Origin of the sequence: Streptomyces sp. NPDC051051 (genome assembly GCF_040682975.1) — a bacterium.
Classification (GTDB): domain Bacteria; phylum Actinomycetota; class Actinomycetes; order Streptomycetales; family Streptomycetaceae; genus Streptomyces.
The window spans coordinates 62,393-85,590 of sequence record NZ_JBFBCB010000036.1; the positions used below are offsets into that span (position 1 = coordinate 62,393).

General features: G+C 71.2%; 22 protein-coding genes and 2 pseudogenes. 14 read left to right on the forward strand and 10 right to left on the reverse strand.

All coding sequences use genetic code 11. The features are described from left to right. Positions 1-19: 19 nt before the first annotated feature. Together AB0N31_RS25250 and AB0N31_RS25255 are read left to right on the forward strand one after the other, a co-directional pair. Positions 20-625 (forward strand): MBL fold metallo-hydrolase, encoded by a 606-nt coding sequence (locus AB0N31_RS25250; RefSeq protein ID WP_366060693.1) that lies wholly within the window; start codon positions 20-22, stop codon positions 623-625. 245 nt (positions 626-870) lie between these two features. Then, on the forward strand, positions 871-1,458 hold the full coding sequence (locus tag AB0N31_RS25255; RefSeq protein ID WP_366060694.1) for a transposase: 588 nt from the start codon (positions 871-873) through the stop codon (positions 1,456-1,458). A gap of 129 nt (positions 1,459-1,587) precedes the next feature. On the opposite strand, the pseudogene AB0N31_RS25260 reads toward AB0N31_RS25255, so the two are convergent. From AB0N31_RS25260 to AB0N31_RS25270, 3 genes and pseudogenes are all read right to left on the reverse strand, one after another. Further along, a pseudogene (locus AB0N31_RS25260) lies at positions 1,588-1,937 on the reverse strand (LLM class flavin-dependent oxidoreductase); the annotation flags it as partial. A 148-nt stretch (positions 1,938-2,085) separates the two neighbouring features. After that, on the reverse strand, positions 2,086-2,502 hold the full coding sequence (locus AB0N31_RS25265) for an ester cyclase (RefSeq protein ID WP_366060695.1): 417 nt from the start codon (positions 2,500-2,502) through the stop codon (positions 2,086-2,088). A gap of 173 nt (positions 2,503-2,675) precedes the next feature. After that, on the reverse strand, positions 2,676-3,473 hold the full coding sequence (locus AB0N31_RS25270; protein ID WP_366060696.1) for an MBL fold metallo-hydrolase: 798 nt from the start codon (positions 3,471-3,473) through the stop codon (positions 2,676-2,678). An 81-nt stretch (positions 3,474-3,554) separates the two neighbouring features. Between AB0N31_RS25270 and AB0N31_RS25275 the strand changes: the two genes are divergently transcribed. The 3 genes from AB0N31_RS25275 to AB0N31_RS25285 all read left to right on the forward strand — a co-directional run bounded on the left by AB0N31_RS25275 (position 3,555) and on the right by AB0N31_RS25285 (position 6,831). Next, the gene (locus AB0N31_RS25275) at positions 3,555-4,163 is read left to right on the forward strand and encodes an ABATE domain-containing protein (RefSeq protein ID WP_366060697.1); all 609 of its coding nucleotides are present in this window, start codon (positions 3,555-3,557) and stop codon (positions 4,161-4,163) included. A 102-nt stretch (positions 4,164-4,265) separates the two neighbouring features. Next, positions 4,266-5,231 carry a prolyl aminopeptidase gene (gene pip, locus AB0N31_RS25280; RefSeq protein ID WP_366060699.1) on the forward strand — a complete coding sequence of 322 codons (966 nt, stop codon included), beginning with the start codon at positions 4,266-4,268 and terminating at the stop codon, positions 5,229-5,231. 190 nt (positions 5,232-5,421) lie between these two features. Continuing rightward, positions 5,422-6,831 (forward strand): hypothetical protein, encoded by a 1,410-nt coding sequence (locus tag AB0N31_RS25285; RefSeq protein ID WP_366060700.1) that lies wholly within the window; start codon positions 5,422-5,424, stop codon positions 6,829-6,831. A 274-nt stretch (positions 6,832-7,105) separates the two neighbouring features. Here AB0N31_RS25285 and ychF read toward each other — a convergent pair whose 3' ends face one another. After that, on the reverse strand, positions 7,106-8,194 hold the full coding sequence (gene ychF, locus AB0N31_RS25290; RefSeq protein WP_366060701.1) for a redox-regulated ATPase YchF: 1,089 nt from the start codon (positions 8,192-8,194) through the stop codon (positions 7,106-7,108). A gap of 457 nt (positions 8,195-8,651) precedes the next feature. Here ychF and AB0N31_RS25295 point away from each other — a divergent pair, with 457 nt between their 5' ends. Continuing rightward, positions 8,652-9,035 carry a DUF6542 domain-containing protein gene (locus AB0N31_RS25295; protein ID WP_366060703.1) on the forward strand — a complete coding sequence of 128 codons (384 nt, stop codon included), beginning with the start codon at positions 8,652-8,654 and terminating at the stop codon, positions 9,033-9,035. Positions 9,036-9,121: 86 nt separating this feature from the next. On the opposite strand, the gene ppgK is transcribed toward AB0N31_RS25295, so the two are convergent. Both ppgK and AB0N31_RS25305 read right to left on the reverse strand, forming a co-directional pair. Continuing rightward, positions 9,122-9,871 (reverse strand): polyphosphate--glucose phosphotransferase, encoded by a 750-nt coding sequence (gene ppgK, locus AB0N31_RS25300; protein WP_366060704.1) that lies wholly within the window; start codon positions 9,869-9,871, stop codon positions 9,122-9,124. A 29-nt stretch (positions 9,872-9,900) separates the two neighbouring features. Further along, positions 9,901-10,917 carry a 4-hydroxy-3-methylbut-2-enyl diphosphate reductase gene (locus AB0N31_RS25305; protein WP_366060705.1) on the reverse strand — a complete coding sequence of 339 codons (1,017 nt, stop codon included), beginning with the start codon at positions 10,915-10,917 and terminating at the stop codon, positions 9,901-9,903. Positions 10,918-11,027: 110 nt separating this feature from the next. Between AB0N31_RS25305 and xseA the strand changes: the two genes are divergently transcribed. The 3 genes from xseA (at position 11,028) to AB0N31_RS25320 (ending at position 13,238) form a co-directional block, all read left to right on the forward strand. Continuing rightward, positions 11,028-12,251, forward strand: coding sequence for an exodeoxyribonuclease VII large subunit (xseA, locus tag AB0N31_RS25310; protein ID WP_366060706.1), 1,224 nt, complete (start codon positions 11,028-11,030; stop codon positions 12,249-12,251). Next, positions 12,248-12,481: an exodeoxyribonuclease VII small subunit gene (locus AB0N31_RS25315; protein ID WP_366060707.1), complete on the forward strand. Its 234-nt coding sequence runs from the start codon at positions 12,248-12,250 to the stop codon at positions 12,479-12,481. Before xseA ends, AB0N31_RS25315 begins: the two co-directional genes overlap by 4 nt. 166 nt (positions 12,482-12,647) lie before the next feature. Continuing rightward, complete coding sequence (locus AB0N31_RS25320; RefSeq protein WP_366060708.1) at positions 12,648-13,238, forward strand: malonic semialdehyde reductase; 591 nt, start codon at positions 12,648-12,650, stop codon at positions 13,236-13,238. A gap of 102 nt (positions 13,239-13,340) precedes the next feature. On the opposite strand, the gene AB0N31_RS25325 is transcribed toward AB0N31_RS25320, so the two are convergent. Continuing rightward, the gene (locus tag AB0N31_RS25325; protein WP_366060709.1) at positions 13,341-13,868 is read right to left on the reverse strand and encodes a DUF4245 domain-containing protein; all 528 of its coding nucleotides are present in this window, start codon (positions 13,866-13,868) and stop codon (positions 13,341-13,343) included. Between the two features lie 125 nt (positions 13,869-13,993). Here AB0N31_RS25325 and glpX point away from each other — a divergent pair, with 125 nt between their 5' ends. Next, positions 13,994-15,028 carry a class II fructose-bisphosphatase gene (gene glpX, locus AB0N31_RS25330; protein ID WP_366060710.1) on the forward strand — a complete coding sequence of 345 codons (1,035 nt, stop codon included), beginning with the start codon at positions 13,994-13,996 and terminating at the stop codon, positions 15,026-15,028. Positions 15,029-15,374: 346 nt separating this feature from the next. Here glpX and AB0N31_RS25335 read toward each other — a convergent pair whose 3' ends face one another. Together AB0N31_RS25335 and AB0N31_RS25340 are read right to left on the reverse strand one after the other, a co-directional pair. Continuing rightward, positions 15,375-15,749, reverse strand: a complete 375-nt coding sequence (locus AB0N31_RS25335; protein WP_366060711.1) for a WhiB family transcriptional regulator — start codon at positions 15,747-15,749, stop codon at positions 15,375-15,377. Positions 15,750-15,854: 105 nt separating this feature from the next. Continuing rightward, positions 15,855-16,544, reverse strand: coding sequence for a DUF1707 domain-containing protein (locus AB0N31_RS25340; protein WP_366060712.1), 690 nt, complete (start codon positions 16,542-16,544; stop codon positions 15,855-15,857). Between the two features lie 167 nt (positions 16,545-16,711). On the opposite strand from AB0N31_RS25340, the gene AB0N31_RS25345 reads away from it, so the two are divergent. The 4 genes from AB0N31_RS25345 to AB0N31_RS25360 all read left to right on the forward strand — a co-directional run bounded on the left by AB0N31_RS25345 (position 16,712) and on the right by AB0N31_RS25360 (position 23,097). Next, positions 16,712-18,379, forward strand: a complete 1,668-nt coding sequence (locus tag AB0N31_RS25345; protein WP_366060713.1) for a fumarate hydratase — start codon at positions 16,712-16,714, stop codon at positions 18,377-18,379. A gap of 177 nt (positions 18,380-18,556) precedes the next feature. After that, positions 18,557-19,942, forward strand: a complete 1,386-nt coding sequence (locus AB0N31_RS25350; protein ID WP_366060714.1) for a class II fumarate hydratase — start codon at positions 18,557-18,559, stop codon at positions 19,940-19,942. Positions 19,943-20,014: 72 nt separating this feature from the next. Then, positions 20,015-20,707, forward strand: coding sequence for a DUF402 domain-containing protein (locus tag AB0N31_RS25355; protein WP_366060715.1), 693 nt, complete (start codon positions 20,015-20,017; stop codon positions 20,705-20,707). 296 nt (positions 20,708-21,003) lie between these two features. Next, positions 21,004-23,097, forward strand: coding sequence for a SpoIIE family protein phosphatase (locus tag AB0N31_RS25360; RefSeq protein WP_366060716.1), 2,094 nt, complete (start codon positions 21,004-21,006; stop codon positions 23,095-23,097). An 11-nt stretch (positions 23,098-23,108) separates the two neighbouring features. On the opposite strand, the pseudogene AB0N31_RS25365 reads toward AB0N31_RS25360, so the two are convergent. Beyond that, positions 23,109-23,198 (reverse strand): annotated as a pseudogene (locus AB0N31_RS25365) (ATP-binding protein); the annotation flags it as partial.

Sequence of the window (23,198 nt, forward strand, 5' to 3'; positions counted from 1 at the left end):
AATAAGGACCGATCACGCCATGACCGCCACATTCACCCTGCTGACCTCCGGCTACGACCTGTTCGACGAGCGAAACGCCGGCATCGACGGCCGTGAGCAGCCGTGGCACATCGCCTCCACCGTCGCCCTGCTGCGCGACGGCGACAAAATCGTCGTCGTCGACCCCGGCATGGTCGCCGACCGCAAGCTGATCCTGGACCCGCTGGCCGCCGAAGGCATGACGCCGGAGCAAGTGACCGACGTGGTCTTCAGCCACCACCACCCCGACCACACCCTCAACGCCGCCCTCTTCCCCAACGCGCGCGCCCACGACATCTGGGCCACCTACGACAACGACCTGTGGACCGACCGGCCCGCCGACGGCTTCCAGATCTCCCCCTCGATCCGACTGATCGAAACCCCGGGACATACCGCTCAGGACATCACCACCGTGGCCGAGACCGACGAAGGAACCGTCGCCCTCACCCATGTCTGGTGGCACCCCCACGGCCCCGCCGAGGACCCCACCTCCCACGACCCCGAGGGCCTGCGCGCCTCGCGCCGCAAGATCCTCGATCTCTCCCCGGTACTGATCGTGCCCGGCCACGGAGCCCCCTTCGTGCCGAGCGAGAACACCCCCGTCTGAGCCCGTATCCGGGCACTCGCCGGGAGCCTTGAAACGTGTAGAAACCAGATCACTCGGCAGGGGTGTGATGAGGTCCGCAGGCGGGGCGGTGTTGGCCAAGTCGGCCCTGGGCGGCCAGGAGATGAGAGAAGCATCGACGGTGTCATAGCTCCCGAAGAGGAGGTCCGTCGCTGCTTCCCGCCCCGGCGTTCTCCACCTTCACCGCCCTGGTCACGGGCCTGATCGCGTAGACAGGACGGTGCACGGTGACGGGGATGCTCGCCGGGGCCGATCTGGCCCGCCCCTGGCCGCACGACCGGGCCCCCTCCTTCTTCTCGCGGGCCGCCTGGGACGCAGAACTGGCCGGCATCGCGCTGTCCCACGTGATCGCCCGCATGTTCCTGGCCGAGGGCGCGCCGCTGCTCGCGGCGGTGGATGACACGCTGTTCAAGCGGGCGGGCAAGAAGGTGTTCGGCGCCTTGTGGCAGCACGACGGCGCCGCGAAGGGACCGCGGCCCGTCGGCTACGGCACCCGCTTCGCTGGGCCTGCTGGTGAACCTGCCGTTCTGAACCTGCCACTCCTGGCCCGGGTGTGCTGCCGGTCATGGGCCGGCTGTGGCGGCCCGGCGGGGAGCGGACGCCGCCTACCACGGCCGGGCCCTGCGCAACCGAGCACCTGCGCCAATTGCCGGTCATGGGCCGATCGGCCGTCGATGCCGGTCCCCTTGATCGCTCGGCCGATGTACGGCCTCGGGGAACATCGGGAGAAGACGTCTGTGCCCCGTGTCACGGACGGTTGCCTGAAACACCTTTGTCCAGTGCGGGAGCAGGCAATTCGTACGCGTCGGCGATGAGTTCGGTGGAGTGGGGGCGCCGACGGCCTCGAGGTCGGCGCTGGTGACGGAGGCGTACAGGGAGTCGGCTCCCTTCGCGGTGGGGATGCGGAAGGAGCGGCCGGTGAACATGCGGAGCATGGCGTGGCCGCGGCGCAGGGCGACGACGGTGGCGCGGTCGGTGCCAGGGGCGAGGCCGAGGCCGATACGGCCGGGGGCGAGGGCGAGGGCCTGGAGCATGCCGAACTGTTCGGCGACGACGAGCGGTGGGTGGTTGGGGAGCATCTGCCGCCGGAGCCCAGCCGGATGCGGTCGGTGTGGGCGCTGACTCGGGCCAGCAGCAGCGCGGGGTGGGAGGTGGACACGCCGGGCATGGAGTGGTGTTCGGCCACCCAGTAGCCGGCGAAGCCGCGCCGATCGGCGAGGCGGGCGAGCTCGATGGAGGTGCCGAGCCCTTCGGCGGCGGTGTAGCCGGTGCCGGTCAGTGTGGTGCTGGAGATGACGGGCCGGGTGGCGGGTCACCCGGCCCGCTGCGGTCGGGCGGGCTGGAGGCGGCTGGGTGGCTCCGGCCTGAGCGGAGGCGGAACGGGTCGCCGGAGGGGCCGACGAAGCGAAGTTCGCATGGCGTCTGGCCCGCTCCGTCCGTGGTTACGCGCCGGATCCGGCCTTGAGCTGCTCGATGGTGTCGAGGAGGTTGTAGTGCGCTCGCTTTTCGATGATCTTCCCGTCCTTGATGGTGAACAGGTTGAACATCGAGAAGCGCACGTGTGCCCCCTGCGGGGGCACGCCGTAGTAGTCGCCGGCCTGGGCTCCTTCGACCACGACGAAGGCGCCGACCCGGTCCGCCTCGGCCACGGAGTGGACGACGGTCAGCCGGATGCCGGGGAAGGCGTCGAGGTGCTTCTTCTCCGCCTCGATGAACCCCGCGGCACCTGGGCGGGGAGTGTCGAGCTGGCCGTAGAAGACGAAGTCCGGGTGGAACATGCCGGTGATCGTGGCGTAGTCCGCCTGCTCAAGAGCCTGATAGAAGCGGCGTACGAGGTCGGTGTTGTTCTCGGTGGACATGACTGCCTCTCTGGTGCGGTGCCGGGCGAGCCGGCTGTGAGGGGGTGTGTTTCGCGGTCCGGTTGCGGGCCCGGCATACGCCCGGGCCCGCAACCGGCAGGGGTTGGGCAGGAGCTTGCGCTTGCGTGACGGCGGCTGCCCGCAGACCGTGGTTGCCGCGCGGACCGGTTGGCTCAGCCGCGCTGGATCCAGTCCCGGTCCAGGCGGTCGTCCAGGCCGGCAGCGGTGAAGGCGGCTTCCAGCTCGTCGCGACCCTCGGTGAAGTGGGCCCAGCTGTCGTGGTGGGCGGGGACGACACGGCGGGCGCCGAGGATCCGGGTGGCCTCAGCGGCCTGGGCGCTGTCCAGAACGATCAGGCCACCCTCGAAGAGCATGGGGAAGCGGGGGGCACCGGCGAACAGGATGGCGGTGTCCACCGGGGCGAAGTGCTCGGCGATCTCCTTGACCGCGTCGAGGGAGGCGTTGTCGCCGCTGACGTAGAGGGTCGGCAGGCCCTGGCCGGTCAGGACGAAGCCGACGACCTGGCCGGCGAACGGCTCGACCTCCTCGCGCGGGCCGGGGCCATGGATGGCGGGGACGCCGGTGACGGTGATCGTGCCGCCGTCAGGGCGGTCCAGCTCGACCGACTCCCAGTCGGCCAGACCCTTGGCCTTCTGCCCGAGGCGCTGTCCGCCGCCGGGAGTGGTGAGGGTGAGCGGGACGTCGGCGAGCAGGGCGCGGCCGGAGCTGTCGAGGTTGTCGGCGTGCTCGTCGTGCGAGAGCAGGACCACGTCGAGGGGGCCGAGGTCGGAAGGGGGGGCGATGGAGGGGGCGGTCTTGGTCAGGGTCGGGCCGGGCGAGGGGTAGTCGCCGGGACCGTCGAAGGTGGGGTCGGTCAAAAAGCGCAGGCCGCCGTACTCAAAGAGGGCGGTGGGACCGCCGAACGTGCGGACCTGGACCTGCTCAGTGCTGTGCTGGGACATGCCCCTCATTTCTCACGTATTAATGCTGCTTTTTCCGTGACGCCAGACTAGGCAGGCGTCACGGAAAAATGCAAGCGATACCATGAGGGCATGAATGAGACCGTGATTGCCGACGCCGCACAAGCCGCCCTACCCCCGGCTCCGGGTGCCGACCGGTACCGCTCCCTGGACTTCGCCGACACCGCCGCGACCCTGCCCGCCGGCCAGAGCTACGACCTGCTCGCCGCCCCCGAATCCGCCATGAACTGGCTCGCGACGCATGACCTGACCGCGCCGGATGTGCAGCTGTACGAGGTGTGCGCGGAGCGGATGCGCACGCTGCGCGGTCACGTGCGGGCCCTGCTTGCCGCGCGCGTCGACGGCACCGCCCCACCCGAGGAGTCCCTGCGGGCCGTCAACGAGGCACTCACGGCCGTACCCACCGCACCCCTGCTCGCCTGGGACGGGGCGCAGGGGCTGCGCCGGGTCCAGGCGCACCCCACCGACCAGGCTGTGAACCACGCGCTCGCGACTATCGCCGCCGACGCCGCCGACCTGCTCACGGGGCCGGACGCCGACCTCCTCGCCGCCTGCGGCTCCGCCCCCTGCGACCGGTTCCTCGTGCGCACCCACGGCCGGCGCCACTGGTGCTCCACCCGGTGCGGGGACCGGGCCCGCGCCGCCCGCGCCTACGCACGCCGCACCCGCAGTCCGGAATGACAAGAGCAAATATCACGGGAAATAGAATGGTTATCCGTGATGTTCTACGAGGTGTCACCGGCCCGTCCCCCCGGCCGGACGAGCACCGAGAGGACACCCGACATGACGAACCTGTTCCCCCCGATCGAGTCGTACGCGAGCGGCATGCTCGACGTCGGCGACGGCAACCTCGTCCACTGGGAGACCTCCGGCAACCCCGACGGCAAGCCCGCCCTCGTCGTCCACGACGGCCCCGGCGCCGGCAGCCGGCCCGACCAGCACCGCCTGTTCGACCCCGAGCGCTACCGGATCGTCCTGTTCGACCAGCGCGGCAGCGGCCGCTCGATCCCGAGCGCCGCCGACCCCGAGACGGCCATGCGGCACAACAAGACCTGGACGCTCGTCGACGACATCGAACGCCTCCGGGAGCACCTCGGCATCGAGCAGTGGCTGCTGTACGGAGAGGGCTGGGGCTCCACCCTTGCCCTCGCCTACGCCGAGTCCCACCCGCAGCGCGTCTGCGAGATCGTCCTCTCCCGCGTCACCACCGGCCGCCGCGCCGAGAGCGACTGGGCCTACCGCGGCCTGAACCGCTTCTTCCCGCGCGAGTGGCAGCAGTTCCTGGCGGCGGCCGACGCCGCGCCGTACGACGATGTCGTCCGCGCCTACGAACGTCTCACCCAGGACGAGGACCCCGCCGTACGCGAGCGCGCGGTCCGCGCCTGGAGCCGCTGGGAGGACACCGTACGGTCCGCCGCCGGCACCCACCTGTCCCGGACCCCGCTCAGCGAGCGCCCCCTCGACGACCAGACCCAGCTGGCACGCACCTCCGCCCGTTACCACACCAGCGGAGCCTGGCTGGGCGAAGGCGTCCTCATCCGCAACGCCGCCAAACTCGCCGGCATCCCCGGCGTCCTCGTCCACGGCCAACACGACCTCGGCAACCCGCCCACCACCGCCTGGGAACTCACACGGGAATGGCCAGACGCCCAACTGCGACTCGTCGACGGACCGGGCGACCCACAGAGCGACGAGTCGATCGCACAAGTACGCGAAGCCCTCACCCGCTTCGCCGAGCGCCGGCGCTGAACACGTGCTCCTCCGTCCTCCGAGCGGCTGCGACATCAGCTCGAGGTCGTTTTCCGACGTCAGTAGCCCGTGTGGTTCCCTGCCCATATCGCGAGGCAAAGCCCAACCCGGAGAACGCCCCCGCCCCACCACATCCCGGGTTTACCCAACTGCGGCAGGGCATCTATTCCACGGCAGCAATCACTGCACCTTGGGAAAGGACAACGTGCAGCGAGATCTCAATGAACGCCAGCAAGCCGTGCTCGACTGGATCACCAACGGATGCCCCGACGGAACCTGGAGCGACACCACCTACAAGGTCAGCGCGCAAGCCCTACAAAACCGAGGGCTCGTCAAGATCACCAAACGCCGGGGATACTGGACCGCCGAACTCACCGACAAAGGGCGGCAATATAGCGGCGGCGAGAACAGCTCCTCCGCAGAAACCAGCAGCCGCACACCCGAAGGCCCCGGTGCGGGCGCAAGAAAGCCGCGTCCGAGAACCACGCCGAAGACCCACGCGATCTACGCCGACCAGCTCCTCGAAGAACTGGCCGCCAACAACGGTTACCTCATAAAGCCCATCGACCCCGGCCCTCACGCCGTGAGTTGGGCGCACCGAGTCAACATCACCCGCAAGTCCGGCAAGATCCCCGCCACCCAAGAGCTCCACGGAAACCGCACCCACCGGGGCTACGAAATCAAACTCATCGACATCCCCGCCTGGCGCCTCGCGGAACTCGCTCCACTCCCCGTGCCCACCCGACTCACCCGCCCCCACGCCATAGTGGCCGCACTCCAAAAGCAGCCCCAGCTCCTGGGATTGACGAAAGCCGTTCAAGGGCGAGCCCTGCGCATCATCCAGGCCCTCATCACCGCCACTCGACTACAGGGCCACGTCGTGGCGCTCGGGCCCACCCGAGGTGCCGTGCCGCCCCACCGGCGCCGCAAAGCCGAGCCCCACTTCACCATCACCGCCCAAGGCGAAAAGGTCGGCTTCCTCGTCCTCCAAGAACCGGACCGCAGCGAACACATCCCCACCGACAAGGAACTCGCCGACGCCAAGAAGCACTCTTGGATGCGCATCCCCCGCTTCGACTACGCCCCATCCGACCGCCTGCGTTTCATCCTCCGCGGCGGAAACCCACACCGCGCCACGGAATGGGCCGACACCGCTGGTCGGCCCCTCGAAGACCAACTCGCCGAGATCGCGCAGGAGATCACGCTCCGCGGAGAAGCCGCCGAACGCCGACGCCGCGCAGACCAGCTGGCCGCCGAAGACAGACGGCGCCGCTGGGAAGCCGCCATGCAAGAAGCCCGCACCGCCTACGCCCACGCCCACGCCCACCGCGTCAAACACCTCGACGAGCAGGCCGAAACCTGGCACCGAGCCATGCGCCTCGCCGTGTACATGACCTCCGTGCGCAGTCACGCCGCAGCGCTCCCGCCCGGCGAGGAGAAGGCCGAGATCGAGGAATGGCTCGCGTTCGCGTCCACGCACCTCCAACGACTCACCGAGACCGCCTCAGCGCCAAAGCTCCCCACGCCACCCAAACCCGGCGCCGCCGAGCTTGAGCCCTTCCTCCACGGCTGGAGTCCGTACCCTCCCCGCTCGTACTGAGCCGCACTGCCGCCCACGAAGAGGGAAAGACCGAATCTTCCCGCCCCCACCCTCACCCTCACCCAGTACCGGTTCGCAGTTCAGCACGGGCGCCTCCCACTCCCGGCACCGATCCAGCACGGTGCAGGTGATGAGGGGTGATGACAGGTGACGAGGGATCAGATTATCCAGCACCTATCCAGCACGGGAAAAAACTAAGGGCCCGACCTCGGAAGGTCGGACCCTCTCTGACCTGCATGTTTGCCAGATCAACGACGTGGTGCTAAGTCACCCGCTAGACATTGAAGCGGAACTCCACCACGTCCCCGTCCTGCATCACGTAGTCCTTGCCCTCCATGCGGGCCTTGCCCTTGGCGCGGGCCTCGGCCACCGAGCCGGTCTCCACCAGGTCGGCGAAGGAGATGACCTCCGCCTTGATGAAGCCCTTCTGGAAGTCGGTGTGGATGACGCCGGCGGCCTCGGGGGCGGTGGCGCCCTTCTTGATCGTCCAGGCGCGGGATTCCTTGGGACCGGCCGTGAGGTAGGTCTGGAGGCCGAGGGTGTCGAAGCCGACGCGGGCGAGGGTGGTCAGGCCCGGTTCCTCGGCGCCGACCGACTCCAGCAGCTCCATGGCGTCCGCCTCGTCGAGTTCGGCGAGGTCCGCCTCCAGCTTGGCGTTGAGGAAGATCGCCTCGGCGGGGGCGACCAGGGCGCGCTGCTCGTCCTTGAAGTCCTCGTCCATCAGCTCGTCCTCGTCGACGTTGAAGACGTAGAGAAAGGGCTTGGTGGTGAGCAGGTGCAGGTCGTGCAGCAGTTCGTTGCGCTCGGTGCCCTGGACGATCCCGTGCGAGAAGAGCGTGTCGCCCTTCTCCAGGATCTCCTTGGCCTCCTCGACGGCCTTCACCTTCGGGCCGATGTCCTTCTTGATGCGCGACTCCTTCTGGAGCCGGGGAAGGACCTTCTCTACGGTCTGGAGGTCGGCGAGGATCAGCTCGGTGTTGATCGTCTCGATGTCGTCCTTCGGCGAGACCTTGCCGTCGACGTGCACGACGTTCTCGTCCTTGAAGGCGCGGATGACCTGGCAGATCGCGTCGGACTCGCGGATGTTCGCCAGGAACTTGTTGCCCAGGCCCTCACCCTCGGACGCGCCGCGCACGATGCCCGCGATGTCGACGAAGTCGACCGTCGCCGGGAGGATCCGCTGCGAGCCGAAGATCTCCGCGAGCTTGGTGAGCCGGGCGTCGGGGACGCCCACGACACCCACGTTCGGCTCGATCGTGGCGAACGGGTAGTTGGCCGCCAGCACGTCGTTCTTGGTCAGGGCGTTGAACAGGGTCGACTTGCCGACATTCGGCAGACCGACGATTCCGATCGTGAGCGACACGTTGCGACTTCCCGTAGTGAGAGGGCCAGGGGGCCAGGGGGCTGGCCGATCCACCAGTTTACGGCGTGCCCGCGCCCGCCCCGGCGGACCTGTCGAACGCTTGGCCAAGGTCGTCCCTCCGGCGTGTCCCGGGCCCGATTCGGCACATAAACCGACCTAGGTTGGACCGGTGGAGCAACACAGGACGCGACCCCCGCAGAACGGAACACGACGCGGCGGCCCGCCCCTGCCGCCACAGACCGGCCGCGGCGGGGCCGGCGACGCCCGCCGCGGCCGGGGGCCGGTGGGCGCCGGCCGGAGGAACGCAACGCGCGGCTCCGATTCCGGTGCGCCGCGCGGGTCAGGTCCCGGTGCGCCGCGCGGCTCGGGTCCCGGTGCGCCGCCCCGGCCCGGCGGTGCGCCGCGGCTCCCGAAACCGGCCCGCGCACCCGCGTCGTTCCCGCCCCCGGCCCGGCAGTTGCAGAATCCCCGGCTCACCGGCCTCGGCACCGGCCTGTTCAGCGTGCTGCTGATGCTGACGCTCGGCTGGCTCGACCTGCTGCTGGGTGCCTCGCAGACGGCGTACGGCGTGCTGTTCCTGCCGGTGTGCGGGCTGTGCGGGCTGTGGGTGCGGCGGGCCGAACTGCTCGCCGCGCCCGTCGTGGTGCCGATCGCCTTCGCCGTGGGCATCCTGCCGCTGGCGAAGGACGGCGACGGGCCGGGCGCCCGGCTGATGGCGCTGGCCACAGCCCTGGCCACCCAGGTGGGCTGGCTGTACGGCGGCACGCTCCTGGCCGCGCTGACCGTGCTGGTGCGCCGGGTGGTCCTGGTGGCCCGGCGACGGGCCGCCGCCCGCCGCTAGGTGTATCGCCCCGGAGGGTTGTTGACACGGCCCGGGGCCGGTCCGGCGGCGGCTCCGGCCCCGGTGTGCGGGGCCGGGCAGGACCGCTAGCGGCTCTCCTTCGCCGCCCGCATCGCCGCGCCGACGATCCCCGCGTTGTTCTGGAGCTGCGCCGGGACGATCTCGGCCTTGATGCCGTCGATGTGGTGCAGGAACTTCTCGGACTTGCGGCTGACGCCGCCGCCGATGATGAACAGCTCGGGCGAGAAGAGCATCTCGACGTGCGCGAGGTACTTCTGGACGCGGTGCGCCCAGTGCTCCCAGGTCAGTTCCTCGTCCTCCCGGGCCTTGCTGGAGGCGCGCTTCTCCGCGTCGTGGCCGTGCAGTTCGAGGTGGCCCAGCTCGGTGTTGGGGACGAGGACCCCGTCCACGAAGACGGCGCTGCCGATGCCGGTGCCGAAGGTGAGGAGGATGACCGTGCCCCGGCGGTCGCGGCCGGCACCGAAGGCGACCTCGGCGACGCCCGCCGCGTCGGCGTCGTTGACCACCGTCACCGGCAGCCCGCCCAGCCGCTCGCCGAACAGGGCGCGTGCGTCCGTGTCGATCCAGCTCTTGTCGACGTTGGCCGCCGTACGGATCGTGGAGCCGCCCGTGACCACGCCGGGGAAGGTCAGGCCGACCGGGCCCGTCCAGCCGAAGTTCTCGATCACCTGCCGCACGCCGTCGGCCACGCCGTCGGGCGTCGCCGGTTGCGGGGTGAGCACCTTGAAGCGCTCCTGGGCGAGGTCGCCCCTGTCCAGGTCCACAGGGGCGCCCTTGATCCCGGATCCACCGATGTCCACGCCGAAGATCTGCATGGCCCCACGGTACGACGGCGGACGGACCGTCACTCGCCCGAGGTCGCCACCGGGCCGCTCCCGCCCCGCCCGGCCACCAGCGCGGCGGCCTCCTCGCGCAGGTCGCGGCGGAGTTCCTTGGGCAGCGAGAAGGTGATGTGCTCGTCGGCGGCCTTCACCAGCTCCACGTCGCCGTAGCCGCGCTCGGCCAGCCAGCCGAGGACCTCGTCGACGAGGACCTCGGGGACGGAGGCGCCGGAGGTGACGCCGACCGTCGTCACCCCTTCCAGCCACGCCTCGTCGATCTCGCTCGCGAAGTCCACCAGGTAGGCCTCGCGGGCACCGGCGAGCTTGGCGACCTCGACGAGCCGCTTGGAGTTCGAGGAGTTGCGCGAGCCGACGACGATCACCAGCTCCGCCTCGGCGCCCATCTGCTTCACCGCGAGCTGACGGTTCTGCGTGGCGTAGCAGATGTCGTCGCTGGGCGGGGAGATGAGCTGCGGGAACTTGTCCTTGAGGGCGTCGACGGTCTCCATCGTCTCGTCGACGGAGAGGGTCGTCTGCGACAGCCAGACGACCTTGGAGGGGTCGCGGACCTCGACCTTGGCGACGTCCCCGGGCCCGTCGACGAGCTGGATGTGGTCGGGGGCCTCGCCGGAGGTGCCGATGACCTCCTCGTGGCCCTCGTGGCCGATCAGCAGGATGTCGTAGTCCTCGGAGGCGAACCGGACGGCTTCCTTGTGGACCTTCGTGACGAGCGGGCAGGTCGCGTCGATGGTGGCCAGCCGGCCGCGCTCGGCCTCCTGGTGGACGACCGGGGCGACGCCGTGTGCCGAGAACATGACGATGTTGCCCGGCGGGACCTCCTCCGTCCGTTCGACGAAGACGGCGCCCTTCTTCTCCAGGGTCTGCACGACGTACTTGTTGTGGACGATCTCGTGCCGGACGTAGACGGGAGCGCCGTACTGCTCCAGGGCTTTCTCGACGGCGATCACGGCGCGGTCCACTCCCGCGCAGTAGCCCCGGGGGGCGGCGAGCAGGACACGGCGGCCAGACGAAGCGGTCATGCGTCCCATCGTAAGGCCGGGTACGACGGCACGGAGATCGCGCACGGGTCCCGGGCCGACGGGGCCGCCGCGTGCGGGGTGTTGTCGGCGCCGGCCACTACCCTCGCGGCATGGCTGTCAATACGTCCGCCGAGGCCCCGATGCCCGTCGGCGAGGTCTCGCGGCTCATCGGCGGGTGGATCGAGCGGCTCGGCGCGGTGTGGGTCGAGGGGCAGATCACCCAGTTGTCGCGGCGCCCCGGCGCGGGTGTCGTGTTCCTGACGCTGCGCGACCCGTCGCGCGACGTCTCCGTGAGCGTGACCTGCTTCCGGCAGGTCTTCGACGCGGTCGCGGACGTCGTCGGCGAGGGCGCCCGCGTCGTCGTGCACGCCAAGCCGGAGTGGTACGCCCCGCGCGGGCAGCTGTCGCTGCGGGCCCTCGAGATACGGCCCGTGGGTGTCGGGGAGCTGCTGGCCCGGCTGGAGCAGCTGAAGAGGTCGCTGGCGGCCGAGGGGCTGTTCGCCGCCGAGCGGAAGAAGCCGCTGCCCTTCCTGCCGCAGCTCATCGGGCTGGTGTGCGGGCGGGCCTCGGCCGCGGAGCGGGACGTGCTGGAGAACGCCCGGCGCCGCTGGCCCGCCGTCCGCTTCGAGGTGCGCAATGTCGCGGTGCAGGGCGTGCACGCCGTGGCACAGGTCGTCCGGGCCGTGCAGGAGCTGGACGACCTGGAGGGCGTGGACGTGATCGTCGTCGCGCGCGGGGGCGGCAGCGTGGAGGATCTGCTGCCGTTCTCCGACGAGCGGCTGGTGCGGGCGGTGGCGGCCTGCCGCACGCCGGTGGTGTCGGCAATCGGGCACGAGCCCGACAACCCGCTGCTGGACCACGTGGCCGACCTGCGGGCCTCCACGCCCACCGACGCGGCGAAGAAGGTGGTGCCGGACGTCGGCGAGGAGCTGGAGCGGGTGCGGATGCTGCGCGGCCGGGCGAGGAGGTGCGTGGAGGCGTTCGTGGAACGCGAGGAGCGCGGGCTGGACCACGCGCTCGGCCGGCCGGCGCTGCAGGATCCGCACCGGATGATCGACGAGCGCGCGGAGCACGTCTCCTCGCTGGTCGACCGCTCGCGGCGGACGCTCGGGCACCTCCTCGACCGCGCCGACTCCGAGCTGGCGCACACGCACGCGCGTGTGGTGGGGCTCTCCCCCGCGGCGACACTGAAGCGGGGGTACGCGGTGCTGCAGAGGGCCGACGGGCACGTGGTCCGGGATCCGGGCGAGGTGGCGGCGGACGAGGTGCTCCGGGCGCGGGTCGCCGCAGGTGAGTTCACGGTTCGAGTCGACGATCAGGGAATGGGTGCATGACGGGCAGGACGGACGAGGCGCTGGGGTACGAGCAGGCGCGCGACGAGCTGATCGAGGTGGTGCGCCGCCTGGAGGCGGGGGGGACGACGCTGGAGAAGTCCCTCGCCCTGTGGGAGCGCGGGGAGGAGCTGGCCAAGGTGTGCCGGCGTTGGCTGGAGGGCGCGCGGGCCCGGCTGGACGCGGCGCTCACCGAGGAGGAGGAAGGAGAGGGGGCCGCGCGGGAGGAGTAGGCGGCGGCGCGGGCCGGGGCGGACGGAGCCGGTCGGTGACACCGGGTGTGAGGCGGGTCACTGACGACCAAGGTTTTGTTGAAAGTTGAATTTCCTTGGCGTACTGTCGAGCCCGTCAACCGGCCCGGCACCGGGCCACCGACGCCCACCCCGAGGAAGATCCCCCATGTCTCTCGTTCTTGACCCCGCCGCCCAGGACCTGCTCTTCCGCGAGGCCCACACCGCCAACACCTTCACCGACGAGCCGGTGACGGAGGAGCAGGTCCAGGCGATCTACGACCTGGTCAAGTTCGGCCCCACCGCCTTCAACCAGACCCCGCTGCGCGTCACCCTGGTCCGTTCCGCCGAGGCCCGCGAGCGCCTCGTGCAGCACATGGCCGAGGGCAACCGGGCCAAGACCGCCACCGCGCCGCTGGTCGCGATCCTCTCCGCGGACAACGAGTTCCACGAGGAGCTGCCGACCCTGTTCCCGGCGTTCCCGCAGGCCAAGGACGTCTTCTTCGCCGAGCGCCCGGCCCGCGAGGGCTCCGCCACGCTGAACTCCGCCCTCCAGGCCGCCTACTTCATCGTCGGCATCCGCGCCGCCGGTCTCGCCGCCGGCCCGATGACCGGCTTCGACGCCGAGGGCATCCGCAAGGAGTTCCTGGACGACGACCACACCCCGCTGATCGTCGTGAACATCGGCAAGCCGGGCGAGGGTGCCTCCTACCCGCGCTCCCCGCGCCTGTCGTACGAGCAGGTCTTCACCACCGTCTGAGGCACGGGGCGCCCCGCCCCGGACGCGACGCCCCCGAGCACGACGAAGGCACCCGGCCGATCCGCCGGGTGCCTTCGTCGTGCTCGGGGTGCGATCAGGGCCTCACGCCAGCTTCAGCGCGCCCGCCATCTGGGCCAGCCGGGCGAACGGCGCCGTACCCGCGACGACCGTGGTGGCGCCGTCGGTGCCCTCCAGCACCAGGGCGTCGTAGCGGCCGCCGGTGTAGCGGGTCCAGGTGCGGCCGCCTATCTCCTCGGTCACCTTCGTCTCGCGGGCGCCCTGGCTCGCGTCGTCGATGAACGGCGCGCGCTCCCGGGTGGACTGCTCCACCGCCACGTACTCCCCGTCGGGAGCGTGGAAGCCGAGGTGCCAGGAGTCGAACTCGGCGCCGTCGAAGCGCACCGAGGTCGCCTTCCAGTCCGAGGACAGCCCCTCGGGCGCGGCCACCGGGTACGAGGCCGCGCGGCGCGCCGTCAGCAGCTCCACGCGGTAGTCGACCCGCTTCACGTCGGGAGCGGCGCTGTCGTCGTGCGGGATGAAGAAGTACATCACCAGACCGGCGACCATGATCAGGCCCAGCGAGAGCACCATGTCCCGGACCGTCTGCGTCTTGCTTTTCGAACCTGCCACGCCCCCTATCGTCGCAGGTGCCGGGTGCGCTCATCCGTGGGGTCCCCTGCTCATTTTGTCGTACTGACGATAGAGTCGAGCCGAACCCTCATCCGGCCGTCGTCGTATCAGAAAGGTGCGCTCCGATGACCGAGCATCATCATCTGCCGTCCGAACTCGATGTCCCCTCCGAGGCCCCGGACCGCAACCTCGCCCTGGAACTGGTCCGGGTGACCGAAGCCGCCGCCATGGCCGCAGGCCGCTGGGTGGGACGCGGCGACAAGAACGGCGCCGACGGCGCCGCGGTGCGCGCGATGCGGACCCTCGTCTCCACCGTCTCGATGAACGGCGTCGTCGTCATCGGCGAGGGCGAGAAGGACGAAGCCCCGATGCTCTTCAACGGCGAGCGCGTCGGTGACGGCACCGGACCCGAGGTCGACATCGCCGTCGACCCCATCGACGGCACCACGCTGACGGCCAAGGGCATGCCGAACGCGATCGCCGTCCTCGCGGCCACCGAGCGCGGCGCCATGTTCGACCCGTCCGCCGTGTTCTACATGGACAAGCTGGTCACCGGCCCCGAAGCCGCCGACTTCGTCGACATCGACGCCCCCGTGTCGGTGAACATCCGCCGGGTCGCCAAGGCCAAGCGGGCCACCCCGGAGGACGTCACCGTCGTCATCCTGGACCGGCCGCGGCACGAGGGGATCATCGACGAGATCCGCCGGACCGGCGCCCGCATCAAGCTGATCTCCGACGGCGACGTCGCCGGTTCCATCCTCGCGCTGCGCGAGGGCACCGGCGTCGACCTGCTCCTCGGCATCGGCGGCACCCCGGAGGGCATCATCTCGGCCTGCGCCGTGAAGTGCCTGGGCGGAACCATCCAGGGCAAGCTGTGGCCGAAGGACGAGGAGGAGCGGCAGCGGGCGGTCGACGCCGGGCACGACCTCGACCGCGTGCTGACCACCGAGGACCTGGTGACCGGGGAGAACGTGTTCTTCGTCGCCACCGGCATCACGGACGGCGAGTTGCTGCGGGGCGTGCGGTACCGGTCCGAGACGGCCGTCACCGATTCGATCGTGATGCGGTCGAAGTCGGGGACGGTGCGCAGGATCGACTCCGAGCACCGGCTGAGCAAGCTGCGGGCCTACAGCGCGATCGACTTCGACCGGGCGAAGTAGCTCCGCCGCCCGCCGGACGGGGCCGCGGGCAGTGGGCGCGTGCGAGCCCGCCGCGGCCGGTCGCGCCCATGCGGCGGAGCCGCGCGCCGATCCGGCCCCGCGCCCCTCGGGGCGCGGCGGCCGCCCCGCCGAAAAGGGCGCCCCCGGTGCGGTGGGGGCGCCCTTTTCCGGCGGGCGTCGTGCCAGGGCATGTCTGACCATTCGCGTCGGATCAGCGCGCGGCGTCTGGTGCGGTGCATCGCAAGGCGGAGGATCACCCGTGTACTGGATGTACTCGGGTGATCCGACAACGCGGCGAGGTGCCGTGCCAGGCGTCGCGCGCCCGGCGGGAATGGTCAGACACGCCCTAACCGGCGGCCGCTATGCGGTCCGCCGGTCTGGCCGCCTTCTTCAGTTCCACGTCCCGGCGACGGCGGCGGGCCAGGACCACTCGGCGTTCCGCCGCGGTCAGGCCGCCCCAGACGCCGTAGGGCTCGGGTTGGAGCAGGGCGTGTTCCCGGCACTCCACCATGACGGGGCAGCGTGCGCAGACCCGCTTGGCCGCCTCCTCGCGGGACAGGCGGGCCGCGGTGGGCTCCTTGGAGGGGGCGAAGAACAGGCCTGCCTCGTCGCGCCGGCACACCGCTTCGGTGTGCCATGGCGCGTCCTGGTCCCTGTCTCGCGCCGGCAGCAGCTGGGCCGGCACGGCAGCGACCTGGGACGAATGCGGCGATTGCAGCACGGTCTACTCCTGACGACGGCTTCGCGAGCGAGAGACGATGCAGCAAGGCCTACCCGCTGTGCGTGCGCCTATGCACTGAGTTGACGGCCGCCGCCGTCGCGGCCGTCAACGGTCCAGGTGCTTGCGCACACTCCCGTCGACCTTGCGGTGGACCCGGCCGAGGATGTCCGCGACGACCCTGCCGCGCCGGGGCCGGGCCTCGACGCTGCCGAGGACGGACCAGCCGTCGACGTAGACGACGGGGGCGCCGGGGTCGGGCGAGTCGAGGGTGTGCACCTCGAAGGTGCCCAGGACGCCGCCGCCGGTGCCGCGCAGCGACACGTTCTCCGGGACGCGGATGTCGACGCTGCCGAAGACCGAGAACGCCTTGATGACGACCTGCTGGTACTCGAAGACCGCCTCGCTCAGGTCGATGTCGATACTGCCGAAGACCGCGTACGCGTGGATACGGCGGCCCGCGCGCCAGCGGCCCCTGCGGACGGCGGAGCTGAAGATCGCGACCAGGCTGTCGTCCGGGTCGACCGGGACGGCTCCGGTCGTCGGGCGGTTGGGGGCCGGGACGGGGGGCGGGGCCGGCCGTCCGTGCGCGGCGGGCAGGTCCCGGATGAACGCGTCCAGTTCGCCGACCGTCTTCGCGGCCAGCACGCCCTCGACGCGCTCGGCGTGCTCGTCGGCGGTGAGACGCCCCTCGGCGAGAGCCTCGCGCAGGATGTCGGCGATGCGGTCGCGGTCGGCGTCCGAGGCGCGCAACTCGCTCACCGCGGCGCGCGGTCGGTGCTGCTTCTCAAGGTCCACGACGGCAGCGTACCCAAACACGATAGATCGCGATAGCCCTCCCCGGCGGCCGGTCGGCGTCGAACTGAGCCTTACCTCACAGGCCCGCCGCGATCGGCAGGTCCTACGCTGGTGGGCGCCGCCAACGGAGGCCGGCCGCGCTGTCTGTCGAGTGAGGAATGGGCGACATGCCTGAGTTCGCGTACACCGATCTGCTCCCCATGGGAGAGGACACCACCCCCTACCGGCTGGTGACCTCCGAGGGTGTCTCCACCTTCGAGGCCGACGGGCGGACGTTCCTCAAGGTGGAGCCGGAGGCGCTGCGCAAGCTCGCCGAGGAGGCCGTCCACGACATCCAGCACTACCTGCGCCCGGCCCACCTCGCGCAGCTGCGCCGGATCATCGACGACCCGGAGGCCTCGGCGAACGACAAGTTCGTCGCCCTGGACCTGCTGAAGAACGCGAACATCGCGGCCGCCGGCGTGCTCCCCATGTGCCAGGACACCGGCACCGCCATCGTCATGGGCAAGCGCGGGCAGAACGTGCTGACCGCCGGCGGCGACGAGGAGGCCCTCAGCCGCGGCATCCACGACGCCTACCTCAACCTCAACCTGCGCTACTCGCAGATGGCTCCCCTCACCATGTGGGAGGAGAAGAACACCGGCTCCAACCTGCCGGCCCAGATCGAGCTGTACGCCACCGACGGCGGCGCCTACAAGTTCCTCTTCATGGCGAAGGGCGGCGGCAGCGCCAACAAGTCCTTCCTCTACCAGGAGACGAAGGCCGTCCTGAACGAGGCCTCCATGATGAAGTTCCTGGAGGAGAAGATCCGCTCCCTCGGTACGGCCGCCTGCCCGCCGTACCACCTGGCGATCGTCGTCGGCGGCACCTCCGCCGAGTACGCGCTCAAGACCGCCAAGTACGCCTCCGCGCACTACCTGGACGAGATCCCCGCCGAGGGCTCGCCGCTCGGGCACGGCTTCCGGGACAAGGAGCTGGAGGAGAAGGTCTTCGAGCTGACGCAGAAGATCGGGATCGGCGCGCAGTTCGGCGGCAAGTACTTCTGCCACGACGTGCGGGTCGTGCGGCTCCCGCGGCACGGGGCCTCGTGCCCCGTCGCGATCGCCGTGTCGTGCTCCGCCGACCGGCAGGCCGTCGCGAAGATCACCGCCGAGGGCGTCTTCCTGGAGCAGCTCGAGACCGACCCGGCGCGGTTCCTGCCGGACACGACCGACGAGCACCTCGAGTCCGACGGCGACGTCGTGCGCATCGACCTCAACCAGCCGATGGACGACATCCTCGCCGAGCTGACGAAGTACCCCGTGAAGACCCGGCTGTCCCTGTCCGGGCCGCTCGTCGTGGCCCGCGACATCGCGCACGCCAAGATCAAGGAACGCCTCGACGCCGGCGAGGAGATGCCGCAGTACCTGAAGGACCACCCGGTGTACTACGCCGGTCCGGCCAAGACGCCCGAGGGCTACGCGTCCGGTTCCTTCGGCCCGACGACGGCCGGCCGCATGGACTCCTACGTCGAGCAGTTCCAGGCCGCCGGCGGCTCCAGGATCATGCTCGCCAAGGGCAACCGCAGCAAGCAGGTCACCGACGCGTGCGGCGCCCACGGCGGCTTCTACCTCGGCTCCATCGGCGGCCCGGCCGCCCGGCTCGCCCAGGACTGCATCAAGAAGGTCGAGGTCGTCGAGTACGAGGAACTCGGCATGGAGGCGGTCTGGAAGATCGAGGTCGAGGACTTCCCGGCGTTCATCGTGGTGGACGACAAGGGCAACGACTTCTTCCAGGATCCGGCTCCGGCGCCGACGTTCACGAGCATTCCGGTGCGGGGGCCGGGACTGGCGTAGGGCCACGGGGGTGGCGGGGTGTTCTCGCCCCCGCCGCCCCTTCCCGACCCGTCCCCGGGGATCGCCGCCCCCGGATCCCCGCTGCCGGCCCTGGAGGGGCCTCGTCCTCGAACGCCGGACGGGCCGGCATGTCCCACCGCCAGGAACAACCCCGCCACCCCGTTCGCTGTACCCCGTATGACCGAATACCGCATCGAGCACGACTCCATGGGCGAAGTCCGCGTCCCGGCGGACGCCAAGTGGCGGGCCCAGACCCAGCGGGCCGTCGAGAACTTCCCCGTCTCGGGGCAGCGCATCGAGCGCGCCCACATCGAGGCGCTGGCCCGGATCAAGGGTGCCGCCGCGAAGGTGAACGCCGAGTTGGGCGTGCTCGACAAGGAGATCGCCCGGGCGATCCAGGAGGCGGCCGCCGAGGTGGCCGAGGGGACGTGGGACGCGCACTTCCCGGTGGACGTGTTCCAGACGGGTTCCGGGACGTCGTCGAACATGAACACCAACGAGGTGGTCGCCACCCTGGCGACCGAACGGCTCGGCCGGGACGTGCACCCGAACGACCACGTGAACGCCTCGCAGTCGTCCAACGACGTCTTCCCGTCGTCGATCCACATCGCCGCCACCGCCGCCGTCACCCACGACCTGATCCCCGCCCTGGAGCATCTGGCCGGCTCCCTGGAGCGCAAGGCGGCGGAGTTCTCCGACGTGGTGAAGTCGGGGCGCACCCACCTCATGGACGCCACGCCCGTGACCCTGGGGCAGGAGTTCGGCGGGTACGCCGCGCAGGTGCGGTACGGCGTCGAGCGGCTGACGGCCTCCCTCCCCCGGCTCGCCGAACTGCCGCTGGGCGGCACGGCGGTGGGGACGGGCATCAACACGCCGCCCGGTTTCTCCGCGGCCGTCATCGAGGAGGTCGCCCGGGTCACCGGGCTGCCGCTGACGGAGGCGCGCGACCACTTCGAGGCGCAGGGCGCGCGCGACGGCATCGTGGAGACCAGCGGGCAGCTCCGGACGATCGCCGTGGGACTGACGAAGATCGCCAACGATCTGCGGTGGATGGCGTCCGGGCCGCGGACCGGGCTGGCGGAGATCTCGCTGCCCGACCTGCAGCCGGGGTCCTCGATCATGCCGGGCAAGGTCAACCCGGTGATCCCGGAGGCGGTGCTGATGGTCGCCGCGCAGGTCGTCGGGAACGACGCCACCGTGGCGACGGCGGGCGCGGCCGGCAACTTCGAGCTGAACGTGATGCTGCCGGTCATCGCCAAGAACGTGCTGGAGTCGGTCCGGCTGCTCGCCAACGTGTCGCGGCTGCTCGCCGACCGCACCGTGGACGGGATCGTCGCCCACCGCGAACGCGCCCGCGAGTACGCCGAGTCGTCGCCGTCCGTCGTCACCCCGCTGAACAAGTACATCGGGTACGAGGAGGCCGCGAAGGTCGCCAAGAAGGCGCTGGCGCAGCGCCGGACGATCCGCGAGACGGTGCTCGACGGCGGGTACGTGGAGCGCGGTGACCTCACGCTCCAGCAGCTCGACGAGGCACTCGATGTCCTGCGGATGACACGCCCGTAACCTTTCGCGGCCGGCGGGAGAACCGTGACGCGTACCGCAGCGTCGTATGCCCATGGCACCTAATATCTGTGCATGGCAGACGGTGGAGCGGTGAGGCGCGTGGGAACGGGTGGGGCGGCGGGCTTCTGGCGGCCCGGGGACCAGATCCTGTGGCGGTACCGGGAGAACGGCGGCGCGGGTGTCCACATCGCCCGCCCCGTCACCGTCGTCCGGGACGACGAGGAGCTGCTCGCCGTGTGGCTGGCCCCCGGCACCCAGTGCGTCAGACCCGTGCTCGCCGACGGCACTCCCCCGCACCAGGAGCCGCTGCGCACGCGCTACACCAAGCCGCGGACGGTGGTGCCGGGCCGCTGGTTCGGCACCGGCGTGCTGAAGCTGGCCCGGCCCGGCGAACCCTGGTCGGTGTGGCTGTTCTGGGAGCCGGGCTGGCGGTTCAAGAACTGGTACGTGAACTTCGAGGAGCCGCTGGTCCGCTGGGACGGCGGGGTGGACTCCGAGGACCACTTCCTGGACCTGTGCGTCTATCCCGACCGCTCCTGGGGCTGGCGCGACGAGGACGAGTTCGCGCAGGCTCAGCAGGACGGGCTGATGGACGTGTCGGTGGCCGAGCGGGTCCGGGAGGCCGGCCGGTCGGCGGTGGAGGTGATCCGTGCCTGGGGCGCACCGTTCGCCGACGGCTGGGAGGACTGGCGCCCGGATCCGTCCTGGACGGTACCGTCGCTGCCGCAGGACTGGCATCGAACGCCTGCGCGCCTGTCCACATGAGACCCTTGATGTGCCCCCGGGCGGCAAACGTAGGATCGTCCTCCGCAAGGGTGCTCCCACCGTAACTCCCGGAGCGGGCGCCAGGTCTGACCGAACGTCACCGAGGGGCGGCAGGACGTGAGCGAGGGGTACGAGGGCAGTACCGGCAGGGGCCGCGGTGGGCCCGCCGGTGGTACAGGAACAGCCTCTGACCACGCGGGAAATCCGTTCCGGGGACACGTGTTCCGGGTATCGGATTCTCTGCGGGACCGACTGCACGCGCGGCGCGCAGCCCCGGACGGACGGATTCGACACGCGTGACGGAGCAGCCCACCTCCTACGAACGCCCTCAGGGCGTGGACCCCACGGACGACCGCGGGGCGCTCCCGCGTACCCAGGAGGCCTCGCCCGGCGCCGCCGCCTTACCGCCCGCCGACCGGGCCCGTACCGACGGCACCCCGGGCACCACGGCGCCGGGCGGCCCGGCGCCCCGCCCCCAGGGGAAGGATCAGGCCGTTTCCGACGCCGAGCACTCACAGCCCGCGGCGGCCGCCGAGCCGGACGCGCACCGGCCGCGCCCCGCGCCCGAGGCCATACCGCTCCAGCCGGGCGCCGAGACGCGCCCGGACGGCCGGGACCGGCGTACCGGACAGGCGCCCGCGACCGGCCGGCAGCCCACACCGATGCGGCGGGACGGCGACCGGCTGCGCTTCGTAGGCGCGGCGACCCGGCGGATCGCCCGCGGTCTGGACCTGGACGAGATCGTGATGGGGCTGTGCCGGGCCACCGTGCCGACCTTCTCCGACGCGATCCTGGTCTATCTGCGCGATCCGCTGCCGGTCGGCGACGAGCGGCCGGTCGCCGACCGGGTGGTGCTGCGGCTGCGGCGCACCGACCGGATCCCCGAGGAGCGCGAGCCCGAGCCCGGGTTCGCGCAGCTCGGTCTGCCGCCCCCCGAGGCGCCGGAGCTGTCCGAACTGTCGGCGGCGATCGCGGAACTGTGCGAGGTGCGTCCGGGCGGGGCCCTCGCCGAGGTGCTGCGGGGGGTGCGTCCGGTGTTCGCGGACACCCCGGCGGCGACCGCCGCGCTGCCCGAACTCCTCGGCCCGGAGAACCGGTTGGACGTTCCGGGCGGCCAGCGGGCGATCCTCGCGCCGCTGCGCGGCCGGCGCCGGGTGATCGGCGCCGCGGTCTTCATCCGCCGTCCCGAACGCATCCCGTTCGACACGGACGACCTGCTGGTGGCCGCGCAGCTCGCCACGCACAGCGCCCTGGGCATCGACAAGGCGGTGCTGTACGACCGTGAGGCGTACATCGCCGACGAGCTCCAGCGCACGATGCTGCCGGAGACTTTGCCGCGGCCCACGGGCGTGCGGCTGGCCTCCCGTTACCTGCCCGCGGCGGAGACCGCGCGGGTGGGCGGCGACTGGTACGACGCGATCCCGCTGCCGGGCAGCCGCGTCGCGCTGGTGGTCGGTGACGTCATGGGGCACTCCATGACCAGCGCCGCCATCATGGGCCAGCTCCGCACGACGGCCCAGACGCTGGCCGGGCTGGACCTGCCCCCGCAGGAGGTCCTGCACCACCTGGACGAGCAGGCCCAGCGTCTCGGCACCGACCGCATGGCGACCTGCCTCTACGCCGTCTACGACCCGGTGTCGCACCGCATCACCATCGCCAACGCCGGCCATCCCCCGCCCATCCTGCTGCACCTGGGCGGCCGGGCCGAGGTGCTGCGGGTGCCGCCGGGCGCCCCGATCGGGGTGGGCGGCGTCGATTTCGAGGCCGTCGAGCTGGACGCGCCCGCCGGTGCCACCCTGCTGCTGTACACCGACGGTCTGGTGGAGTCCCGGCTGCGGGACGTGGCGACCGGCATAGAGCAGCTGCGCGAGAAGCTCGCCGCGACCGCGCAGCTGACCGGCCCCGACCATCCGCCGCCGTTGGAGGCCCTGTGCGACGAGGTCCTCGACATGCTCGGTCCCGGCGACCGGGACGACGACATCGCGCTGCTCGCCGCCCGCTTCGACGGGATCGCGCCCAGTGACGTCGCGTACTGGTTCCTGGAGCCGGAGGACGCGGCTCCGGGGCGGGCCCGGCGCCTCGCCCGGCGGGCGCTGGCCCGCTGGGGCATGGAGGAGATGACGGACTCCGTCGAGCTGCTGGTGAGCGAGGTGGTGACCAACGCGGTGCGGTACGCCACCCGGCCGGTGTCGCTGCGGCTGCTGCGCACCGACGTGCTGCGCTGCGAGGTCGGCGACGACGTGCCGCAGCTGCCCCGGCTGCGGCAGGCCCGTGCCACCGACGAGGGCGGCCGCGGGCTGTACCTGGTGAACCGGCTGGCCCGGCGGTGGGGGGCGACCCGGCTGAGCACCGGGAAGGTGGTCTGGTTCGAGTTGAACCGGGGCTCGTAGGGTGAACGCCTGCGCGGCCGCGGACGGCCGGCCGCGAAATCGCGTACCTCCACCCGCAGACCGTCCGGCCCGACGGTCGCCGTGAGCACCGCGTCCCGGTC

Excerpts from the sequence above, each read along its gene's own strand:
- AB0N31_RS25250 (WP_366060693.1), top strand. The coding sequence starts at position 20 with ATGACCGCCACATTCACCCTGCTGACCTCCGGCTACGACCTGTTCGAC.
- AB0N31_RS25265 (WP_366060695.1), bottom strand. The coding sequence starts at position 2,502 with ATGTCCACCGAGAACAACACCGACCTCGTACGCCGCTTCTATCAGGCT.
- AB0N31_RS25270 (WP_366060696.1), bottom strand. The coding sequence starts at position 3,473 with ATGAGGGGCATGTCCCAGCACAGCACTGAGCAGGTCCAGGTCCGCACG.
- AB0N31_RS25275 (WP_366060697.1), top strand. The coding sequence starts at position 3,555 with ATGAATGAGACCGTGATTGCCGACGCCGCACAAGCCGCCCTACCCCCG.
- pip (WP_366060699.1), top strand. The coding sequence starts at position 4,266 with ATGACGAACCTGTTCCCCCCGATCGAGTCGTACGCGAGCGGCATGCTC.
- ppgK (WP_366060704.1), bottom strand. The coding sequence starts at position 9,871 with ATGCAGATCTTCGGCGTGGACATCGGTGGATCCGGGATCAAGGGCGCC.
- AB0N31_RS25305 (WP_366060705.1), bottom strand. The coding sequence starts at position 10,917 with ATGACCGCTTCGTCTGGCCGCCGTGTCCTGCTCGCCGCCCCCCGGGGC.
- xseA (WP_366060706.1), top strand. The coding sequence starts at position 11,028 with ATGGCTGTCAATACGTCCGCCGAGGCCCCGATGCCCGTCGGCGAGGTC.
- AB0N31_RS25315 (WP_366060707.1), top strand. The coding sequence starts at position 12,248 with ATGACGGGCAGGACGGACGAGGCGCTGGGGTACGAGCAGGCGCGCGAC.
- AB0N31_RS25320 (WP_366060708.1), top strand. The coding sequence starts at position 12,648 with ATGTCTCTCGTTCTTGACCCCGCCGCCCAGGACCTGCTCTTCCGCGAG.
- glpX (WP_366060710.1), top strand. The coding sequence starts at position 13,994 with ATGACCGAGCATCATCATCTGCCGTCCGAACTCGATGTCCCCTCCGAG.
- AB0N31_RS25345 (WP_366060713.1), top strand. The coding sequence starts at position 16,712 with ATGCCTGAGTTCGCGTACACCGATCTGCTCCCCATGGGAGAGGACACC.
- AB0N31_RS25350 (WP_366060714.1), top strand. The coding sequence starts at position 18,557 with ATGACCGAATACCGCATCGAGCACGACTCCATGGGCGAAGTCCGCGTC.
- AB0N31_RS25355 (WP_366060715.1), top strand. The coding sequence starts at position 20,015 with ATGGCAGACGGTGGAGCGGTGAGGCGCGTGGGAACGGGTGGGGCGGCG.